At 38.0% G+C, this 10,492-nt stretch carries 6 protein-coding genes; 5 read left to right on the top strand and 1 reads right to left on the bottom strand.

Annotation, left to right across the window (positions count from 1 at the left end):
• Together AC1DND_RS12285 and AC1DND_RS12290 are read left to right on the top strand one after the other, a co-directional pair.
• A partial coding sequence (locus tag AC1DND_RS12285) for a hypothetical protein (protein ID WP_477581974.1) occupies nucleotides 1-1,042 on the top strand: 1,042 nt, incomplete at its 5' end.
• Entirely contained in the window at nucleotides 1,017-1,874 is an 858-nt protein-coding gene (locus tag AC1DND_RS12290; protein ID WP_477581976.1) for a HEPN domain-containing protein, read from the top strand. The genes AC1DND_RS12285 and AC1DND_RS12290, both read left to right, overlap by 26 nt.
• Nucleotides 1,875-2,548: 674 nt before the next feature.
• Here AC1DND_RS12290 and AC1DND_RS12295 read toward each other — a convergent pair.
• Entirely contained in the window at nucleotides 2,549-6,667 is a 4,119-nt protein-coding gene (locus AC1DND_RS12295) for a hybrid sensor histidine kinase/response regulator transcription factor (RefSeq protein ID WP_477581978.1), read from the bottom strand.
• A gap of 285 nt (nucleotides 6,668-6,952) precedes the next feature.
• Between AC1DND_RS12295 and AC1DND_RS12300 the strand changes: the two genes are divergently transcribed.
• The 3 genes from AC1DND_RS12300 to AC1DND_RS12310 form a co-directional block, all read left to right on the top strand.
• On the top strand, nucleotides 6,953-8,434 hold the full coding sequence (locus tag AC1DND_RS12300; protein WP_477581980.1) for a SusC/RagA family TonB-linked outer membrane protein: 1,482 nt from the start codon (nucleotides 6,953-6,955) through the stop codon (nucleotides 8,432-8,434).
• The gene (locus AC1DND_RS12305) at nucleotides 8,422-10,017 is read left to right on the top strand and encodes a SusC/RagA family TonB-linked outer membrane protein (RefSeq protein WP_477581983.1); all 1,596 of its coding nucleotides are present in this window, start codon (nucleotides 8,422-8,424) and stop codon (nucleotides 10,015-10,017) included. Before AC1DND_RS12300 ends, AC1DND_RS12305 begins: the two co-directional genes overlap by 13 nt.
• A gap of 10 nt (nucleotides 10,018-10,027) precedes the next feature.
• A partial coding sequence (locus tag AC1DND_RS12310; RefSeq protein ID WP_477581981.1) for a RagB/SusD family nutrient uptake outer membrane protein occupies nucleotides 10,028-10,492 on the top strand: 465 nt, incomplete at its 3' end.

The raw sequence follows: 10,492 nt of genomic DNA on the forward strand, positions 1-10,492 counted from the left end.
CGATTATTCGCCGCAAAAGCACCCTGCAAAGCTATTGGGTTTTTATGAAAAACTTGTGCCGCTGTTTGATTATTCGGATTTAATTTTTAACCGGATTGAAGCTGATTCTGCTTTTGTAAAAGCGATTGAGCTTGATGAATGTAATTTGGAACGCGAATCGGTTGTGCTTGATTATTGCCCGAAGTTGTTAAGCAAGGGCGAAATGAAAAATCCGAAGTTTACTTTTTTAGATATTTTTATCTTCTTTGAATCAGATAGCTATAAGATGGTTTACAGGGAATGGTTACTGGCCGGATTGGAAAATAAGCTCGATCTGGATTGGGATCAGTATGTTGCGGCGTTTTACGAGAATACCATGAAAATGCTGGAGGCCTGTTGGCTCATCCACGAAAGGCTCATCACTAAAAATAGTTTTAAAAGTATCGATCGCTATTACCATATGGCCATGTTCGAAAGCACATCGCCTTTGGCTTTCGATCAGGAATTATTTGATGATCCATTTAAGGCAATTGAATTTTTCTTTAGTTTGGATAACCTTGCAGGGCATAAAACATACCTGAAAAAATGGTATAAAATAGCCTTATCAGAAGCGCACCGTTTAAGTGATGTTGCCGATTATTTTTTCCTCTATAACCAGTTTACGAAATTGCTTAACGCAGGTTATTTAATTGCCAACAAAAAACTGATTTACCAGGAAGCCTTGCCTGAAGGCTTAATTACTGAAGATCGTTTTATTACAAACGAAGTGTATAACAAAGGCCTCTGTGAAGTAAATACATTACCAGCCGAACACATCGAAAATCCTTATCGCTTTGTAGCGTCTTTTTTCGTTCCTGAAAAAATTAAACAATTGCGCTTAGGCCTTTTAGAGTGGTTGTATGCCGCATTTAGTGCCGGAGGCAGCATTAAACTGATGGATAAAGAATTTTTATTTGAGCAGTATGAAGCCATGCTGATGATCATGGAAGCTTTCTTTCTGATGATCGGTAATCCTTCACTAAGTGATGATATTAAAGATGAAAGGCGGTATTATGCGGAATAAATTCTTAAACCTTAGCCATAGTGCCATAAAAGAAGAAACCGTAATGTGTTTATTGAAGCGCATTACCGCTGCGGTGCCCATTCAATATATTTATCTCCACAATAATTTTTTTACAGGTAAGGCGGTGCGAGAAATGCTGATTATGGTTCAGTTCAAACATGTACGTGTTTTAAACGAATTAACGCCGGTATTAAATATTGTATTCAATGGGCAAACGGAATTCAGTTATCGGGTTTTTCATGTGCACGAAGTTGAGCGGGCCTTGCTAGCGGGCAGTTTGTTTTTTTACTATGCCACTGCAGCTCAAAATCGTTTATTTAGTAAATCTGGAAGTTTTCTTGAATGTGGGGCACCTGAGTTCATCGCAGATCGGGTTAGCAGCGCCTATCAACAGGAAACTAAAAAGGCCAACAAATTTTTATCTGGAGCCAATTTCTATTTTAAACGGCGAAATTTCGAGCATTGTGCTTTTATGCTGCACCAGGTTTTCGATTTAATGTATCGGGCCATTGAAATTCTGGTAATGGGAAAGGATAAAAAAACGCACCGCATTAGTGCCCATCAATTGTATGTCAAACCCTATGTTAAACCGCTTTCTGAGCTGTTTAATGATGAAGAGGAACTTTGCTTGTTGCATTTACTCGATGAAGCCTACCTGGCCGTTCGCTACGAAAACGATTATACGATCAGTGAGCCGGATGTGATGCGACTGTTTGAAAAAATAGGTTTATTGTACTGTGTTGCAGAACAGGTTTATCAGGGCATTATGAACAACCATTTCGATCAGCAGGTTGCCAGAATGTATTTAAACCCTAAGTTGGTCTCTCCATAATGGGCCATCTGTAGATCTGTCATTGGGAGCGAAAGAATATAAAATCAACATAAATGAATTTTTAGCTTTTAGGATTTAGAAATGAATGTCTATATTTCATAGGATGTAATAGTCTGTTATTCATTTCAGCGGATGAAGAGTTGGTTAACATTAAGATATATCTCTTTAAGGGCGTTTGGCTTTTTTGCTTAAGGCGATCGTCATGCTGAATTTATTTCAGCATCTTATCGGGTTATTAAAAAAGCTTGATTCTGGAAAACTAATGTTTAAAGAAAAATATTGATGTTTTTGTCCGCTCTATGCCGCGGGGGCATGGTACTTTGGAGCGCCAAAGTACCCAAAGCGCTTTGTCAATCCAGCAATGGGCCTTTTTGCACAATCCTACACACATCAAAAAAACAGCGGCACTTCGTTTTGTGTTCAATTCCTATAAAATTTTGAATTAACGCTTAATGAACACAAAACCACTGCGTTTCAGGTTTGATAGTGCCGTTTGGGCTATTCTGCTACTGTTTTTTTGATTATTCCGGCCCTTGGGATTGACGGCGTTCTTCGGAAAAACCAGTATTTTATTAAAGTAGGCTAGCAAAATGCCTAAAAACAAAGATCGATAAATACCATCAACAATAGCCTGCCAAAGGCATTGTTCAAATGCTTCGCAAAGCGTTTGCAAACTAATCATTGCTCATAAACTCACTCGGGGTTTTGCCGAAGTGCTTTTTAAACTCCGAACTAAAATATTTCCGATCATTAAAACCTACTGCATAAGCAATTTCGGCAATATTTCCGGTACCTTGCTTGAGTAATTGGGCTGCTCTTTTTATCCGCAGCGATTTAATAAAATCGTTTACTGAAAGGTCGGTAAGTGACCTTATTTTTTTGTACAGTACAGGTTGGCTCATGCCAATTTCTGAAGATAGGGTGGGTACATCAAAATCGGGATCAGCAATCCGGTCTTCGATAATCTGGATAATTTTATTCAAAAAGTTTTGCTCTGTGGTGTTAATCACCATGTTTTTAGGCTCGAGCGTAATTACCTGTGCAAACTTTTGTTTAATGGTTTCCCTGGCGTTTAACAGGTTCTGGATGTTCAGCTCCAATATTTTTAGGTTAAATGGCTTCATGATATAAGCATCGGCACCGTTTTCGAAACCGTTTACCTGGTGAACATAAGCCGATCTTGCCGTTAATAAAACAACAGGTATGTGGCTGGTTCGTTCATCGGTTTTAAGTTTCCGGCATAATTCTAAGCCATCCATTATGGGCATCATTACATCACTGATAATCAAATCAGGAATCAGTTCTAATGCACAGTCTAGCCCGGTAGCTCCATTTTCGCGCTCGTAAATCAGGTATGAGGGGCTTAAAGCCTGTTTAATAAAGGTTCTTACATCTTCATTATCTTCTACGAGTAAGATGCTGCGTTTCTCTTTTTCTATTGTTGGTGCTGCTTCGGCAAGTTCTTCTATTAATGATTCTGTTTCTTGCAAAGTGGGGATATTATAATTTGCCGCATCATCATAATAAACATAATCAGCTATAAAATCGGATGGATTAAAATGTGCTTTCCCTATTTTTAAACTTACTGTGAAAGCGGTATTGCCAAAGGCCTTGTCGTTTTTAGGTATGCTTTCGAAGCTGATCTGTCCATGATGCAGTTCTACAATACTTTTAGAGAATGATAAGCCCAAACCCGTACCAATAGTTGTAGTGGCATTGGCCTGATAAAAATTGGTGAATAAATTGGCCTGGTTTTCTAATGGAATGCCCTTACCGTTGTCGCAGATCTTAATATTAACCATTTGTTTTTCAACCTCTATTTTTAAGCTGATTTTTCCGTTTACGGGTGTAAACTTAAAGGCATTTGAGAGTAGATTAAACATCACTTTTTCCATCTGGACCTTATCAAAATAAAGCTCAATTTCTGTTTGTGCGGTTTCAAACTGGTAATCGATATTTTTAGCAATGGCCATGTTCTGAAAAGCCAGAAATATTTCCCTACAGAATTTTACCACATCGCCAGGACTTATATGTAGTGCCATTTTTCCGCTTTCTGCCTTTCTAAAATCGAGCAGTTCGGTAACCAGGTTCATTAAACGGTCGGCATTATTTTTTATAGGTTGCAGATCCCGGTTCAGGGCAGGGTTATCTTTTGCGTTTTCGATCAATTTATCTAACGGACCAACAATGAGGGTTAAAGGTGTGCGGATCTCGTGAGAAATATTGGTGAAAAACTCGAGCTTGTGCTCATTAATCTCTTTTTYTTTTTTAAGTACAGCTTTTATTAACAAATAGCGTATAAATACAATAGAAATGGCTGCAAAGGCACAAAAATAAAACAGATAGGCCCACCAGGTTCTGTAAAATGGTGGCAAAATCTTAATAGCTAATGTGCTGGTTTTGTTGGTCCAAAGGCCATCGTTATTACTTCCCTTTACCATAAGGGTGTAGTTTCCGGGCGATAGGTTAGTATAGCTTGCCGATGGGATATCTACATAGTTCCAGTTTTTTTCAAAACCTCCCAGCTTATAGGCATAACGGTTTTTATCAGATTTTATAAAGTTAAGCAAGGTAAAATCAATCGAAAATACATTCTGGTCAGACTCGAAGGTAATTGATTTAATGGTGCTGATGTTTTGTTTAAGTAAACCATCATCGGCATTCAGTGCTATTGGTTTATTAAATAGTTTTAATCCTGTAAAAATAACTGGAGGGGTGTTTTTGTTCTCTTTTATTTCGTTGGGGAAAAAGCTCACCATTCCACTTAATCCACCGAAGAAAAAGGCACCATTACTGTCTTTTAAAAACGATTTGTAATTAAATTCGTTGCCTGGCAGTCCATCTTTAATGTTGTAGGTTTTAAAAGTTTTCTGCCTGGGGTTGTATTTGCATAAACCTTTGTTTGTAGTTATCCATAGGTTGTAAAAATCATCTTCCAGTATGCCCATGATGTTATTGCTGGTTAAACCATCTAAAGTGGTTATTCTGGTATAGCTGTGGCGGTCGGGATTGAGCTTAAATAAGCCATTACGCGAGGTACCCACGAGCAAATGCCCTTCTTTATCGGCAGTTAAACAAGTGATTTCGTTATACGTTAAAATTCCCGGATCGGCAGCAACACGGCTTACAAATTGTTGGCTACCTTTTTTCAGCTCGTAAAGCCCCGAGTTAGTAGCTACCCACAGGTTTCGTTTGGCATCTTCAAAGATGTACATTACTGCGTCGGTTGAGCCGTTTACCCGGTTGCGGATAAATTTACCGGTGGTGCTATTAAATCTATTTAAGCCGCCGTTGGTGCCTACCCAAAAGCGTCCATAACTATCTTCAAAAACGGCTGTAATTTCATCATTACTAATAGATAAGGTATCGTTTTTTCGACTGGTGTATCTGACAAAATTTTTGGTTTCTGGCTGAAAAAGATTTAATCCACCATAATGGGTTCCAATCCAAACTCTGTTTTTTCTATCCCGTATAATCGATTTTACCAGGTTTGCACTTAAGCTTTTAGGATCGTTGGGGTTATTTTTATATCGGGTAAAAGTATTGTTTTTCCTGTCGTAATAATTTAGCCCTTCTCCTTCAGTACCGATCCAAAGGTTTTGGTGCTGATCTTCCATGATCGAGCTGACCACGTTACTACTTAAGCCATTTGCTGCGGTAGTGCTTCGATAAACCTTAAAAGGCGTATAATTGGGGTAAACCATGTTGATGGCGCCGTAATAAGTACCCACCCAAATGATACCTTGTCGATCCTGATAAATATCGTAAACAGAGTTTTGACTTAGGCTAGCGGGATCTTCGGGAATATTATGTAAGGAACTGAAATTTTTGGTAGCAGGATTATAAATGTTAATTCCATGCAGTGTTCCAATCCATAATTTGCCTTCTTGATCCAAGATAATTTTGCGGACATTATTACTGCTAATGCCCTCTTTGTTAAGACTGGAATATCGGTAAGTGGTAATGGCTTCTGTACTGAGGTTTAACTTGCTTACCCCAGTTTGTTTGGTGCCAATCCATAAATTATTTTCACGGTCTTCAACCATCGAAGTAATGTGGTTGTCGATAGCCTTGTTAAGTTCTTCGCTAAAGTCTTTAAAATACTTAAAGTGTATTTTTCCTTCTTTAAAGCGCATGTTCATTAAACCATACGTTGTACTTAGCCACAATGTTCCATTATGGTCTTCCGTTATGGCATAAATTTGTTGGCGTTGCTTTTGCCCATATAGAAAGCGTTTAAATTTATAGTTTCCATTAGTGTTGAGCAGGTTTAAGCCGTTTTCAGTACCGATCCACACACGGCCCTTTTTATCCTGATAAATGCAACTTATTTTGGAGTTGCTAATGCTGTTCGGATCTTTGCTATTGCGCGCATATCGATCGAAGTTATCAGCATCTTCATTATATTTATTTAGCCCCTCCTGGGTACCAATTAATAATGTTCCATCCTTTAAGGCTAAAAGAGAAGAAAGATAAGCTGCACTGCTCAGGCTTTTCTCATTGTTATTGTCGTGATTATATACTTTAAAAGATTGAGAGTCGTATTTGTTTAACCCGAACCGGGTGCCAAACCACATGAAACCTCTGCCATCTTGGGCGATAGACAATACCGAACTTTGTGTGAGACCGTTTTCTACATTGAGGTGTTTAAAAGCATATTTGTTTTGGGCGTTACTTACAATAATAAAAAATACTAAATTAATTGTTAGCAGGTATTTCATGTTGGCACAAAGTGAGGGATGGTTAGCTTTTACCTGATTAAAAGTACAAAATGTTTCTATTATAAAAATCAAATACGTTTGGTGAGGCAATTTTAATACTTTATCCGCTCATTTGCCCTATTTAATGCTTTTTTCTGCTTTTGTTTAGAATTTTACACCCATTTGTTTAGGATTTTATCCCCTCAGTTTGCCTCCAAAGCAACAATTTTGAATAACCAAATATTAAAGCAAAACCAAACCGTTTAAGCCGATATCCTTTTCATTGTAGCCAGAATAGTTCTATCTGGTGTTAGCCACAGGTTATGCCCATAATTTTTTGCGATTAAGAAAAACGAATGTTAATCAACTAAACAAAAAATGGATAAACTTTACAAACATCTCAAAACTGGAGAAGCAAAACTGAGCCGTTTTTACTATCCGGTAAAACTATGCTCACTTATTATGCTTTTGAGTTTTACGGCATTTACAGCCTTTGCTCAGTCTATAAAAATTTCAGGAACAGTAAAAGATGCTCAAGGGGGAACAATGCCCGGAGTAAGTGTTACTGTAAAAGGTACTTCTACAACAACGGTAACCGGAGGTGATGGTAAATACACTATTACTGTACCATCGGCCCAAAACACTTTGGTATTTAGCTTTATTGGTTACGATAGCAAAGAAGTATTGGTAGGTAAGGCTACAACCTTAAATATTACGCTGCAAGAGCAAAACAACAGCCTAAATGATGTAGTTGTAGTAGCTTACGGTGTGCAGAAAAAGGTTAATGTAATTGGTTCTGTATCGACCATCAGTGCCAAATCAATCGAAAACAGGCCTGTAACCAATTTATCATCTTCTCTTGGTGGTTTAAGTTCGGGTGTATTTGTTCGTCAATCGTCTGGAAAGCCGGGTTCTGATGGCGCAACGCTTAGAATTCGTGGTACTGGAACTATTAATAGTAATAATCCATTAGTAGTAATTGATGGAGTTATTGGCAGTATTGATGCCGTAAATCCGAACGATGTTGAAAGTGTTTCGGTATTGAAAGATGCCGCTGCCTCATCTATTTATGGTTCATTAGCTGCAAACGGCGTTATTTTAATTACCACAAAAAGAGGCACAAGCGGAAAAACAGTAATAAGCTATGCTGGTTTAGCATCAATTGCAAGGCCTGCAAATTTGCCAACTTTTATTTCTGATTATGTTGCCCACATGAATTTGGTTAATGAAGGTTATCGTAATTTAGGCCAAACACCCATTTATACAGATGCAACTATAGCACAATGGACAGCTGCAAATGCCAATCCTGACGGACTTACCCCACAGGGCGTACCAAATTATATTGCTTACCCAAATACAAACTGGGGCGATGCTATTTTCGAAAACAATATTACACAACAACACAGTCTTTCATTAAACGGAGGATCTGAAAATACTAAGTTTTTATTATCGGCGCTATATCTTAATAACCCGGGTACAATGGCAAATACCGGTTCTGATAAATACAATTTGCGTATCAACTTAGAATCGAAAGTGGCTAAATTTTTAACATTAGGTACACAAACTTTTGCTTCTTATCAAACCTATGGTTTAGCTAATACCGATAATGCGTTTAACTTTTTGCGTCAAACTACACCGGGTGTATTTCCAGTTTGGGATGGGAAATATGGTTTTCCTGCTGCTGCTGAAGAATCGTCAACCGCAAATAACATTACCCAATATTTATATGGTACAGGCGGTGCCGATAACGAAACCCGCATTAACACAACCGTTTTTGCACGATTTGATATTTTAAAAGGAACTATTATAATATTGGCGCATCGTCAAAAGGCTTATATGATGAATCGATTACCACATTAGGTTCTGCTACTGCAGTAACATCGGCATCAGGTGGCGAGTACGATTATGCTATACGTTCGGTTTATGGGCGTTTAAATTATGCCTACAAAAGCAAATATCTTTTTGAAGGCGTGTTCAGGTATGATGGTTCTTCAAAATTTGCTCCAGATTATCGTTGGGGATTCTTCCCGGCTTTCTCTGCCGGATGGCGCATTTCTCAGGAATCTTTTATGAGCAGCTTGAACGATTATGTTGGCAACCTGAAACTTCGTGCATCGTGGGGTAAAACCGGTAATAATGTAATGAGTACTGTAGCTTCTCAGGGTAATTACGATTATCAGGCACTTTACAATGGTACCAACTATTCATTTAATGGTGCACAAGCCAGTGGATTAATAGCAGGTAAGTTTGCCAATCCGTTTTTGGTTTGGGAAGCCACCACAACCAGTAATATTGGTTTAGATGGTAATTTGTTGCATGGTAAAATGAATTTTGAGATAGACTTGTATAGTAAACAAACATCCAAAATTTTATTTACACCAACTATTCCGTTAGCATCAGGAACTGCTACTGCGGCAACTAAAAATATTGCAGAAATGTCTAACAAAGGGTTAGAGATTACATTAGGTTATAATGATAAAATCGGCGATTTTAAATACGGTGTATCGGGTAACTTTGCCTATAACTTTAACCGGATTAAAACATACTTGGGCCCATTCCAAGCTGGCTACATAACAGATGCGTTAGGTAATAGCGTATATACTTCAAACATCGGTAAAATTTCCAGCGGTGGAACTAACCGTATTTTAGATGGTCATGAATTTAATGAATACTACCTGCAAACCGTTTATAAAGGCAATGGAAATTATTTTACTGATGGTAAGGTAAATGTAAATGGCGGACCCAAAGACGGTATGATCCGTACACCGTCTGATATGGATTGGTTAAATGCAATGATTGCTGCCGGATATTCTTTCCAGCCAACCGGTGGCGTAAGTAAAACCAAAATTTATTATGGCGATTTAATTTATGCCGATAATAATGGTGATGGAATTTACGGTAATAGCTTTGATAATCAGTTTATGAATAAATCATCTACGCCAAGGTTTAATTATGGCTTTAATATGAATTTATCATATAAAAACATAGATCTTTCTATGCTATGGTCGGGTAGCGCAGGTATGTGGTATTACTGGAATGCTACAGGTTATAACAACTCTGTTGTATCTCTTGGTAATGCAGTAAGCACCTTAATTGCAAACGATCATTATTATTACAACGATGCAAATCCAAACGATCCCGCCAATAACATTACGGCAAAATATCCAAGACTTAAAAACACTACGGATGCGCAGAATGCAGCGGTAGCCAGTGATTTTTATTTGTACAATGCCTCATACCTGAAATTAAAAAACTTACAGATCGGCTATACGCTGCCGGAAAAAATTTCTAAAAAGGCAGCCATGAGCAGAGCAAGAATTTTCCTATCGGGAGAAAACCTGTTTACCATTACAAATTATCCGGGCTTAGATCCTGAAATTGGTGCAGGTGTATCTTATCCAACTATGCGCCAGTATTCTTTAGGCTTAAATGTTACTTTTTAACGGACACAAAATGAAAAAGATTTTAACAATAATATTCGCAATAGCTGTATCTACAGGTTGTAAAAAGGATTTTTTAAACACTACACCTCCATCGCAAGTGGCATCAGAAATGATGTGGACTACTGATAACTTAACTGATCAGGGCATAGCAGGAGTTTATTCACAACTAAGATATGGATGGTCTACAGGTGGTGCATCTGGTTTAGATCTTTACCAAATGGATTGTTTAGGTTTTACCGGGCAAACTTCTGGAGCTGAATCCTTACTGTCTGGAACGATAACGCCAGGTAATTCTTATTTTAGTGATCATTGGAGAAACCTTTATGAAGGTATTCAGCGTGCAAATGGAGCCATTAAATTCATTCCATTACAATCGCCTTCATCGCCTGAAAAAAAAGCCAGGTATATTGCAGAAGCCAAGTTTTTAAGGGCTTATTTTTATCTAAGACTTAATCAGTTATATAAAGGTGTACCT

The sequence above is a fragment of the Pedobacter sp. 01N416 genome, from assembly GCF_056399685.1.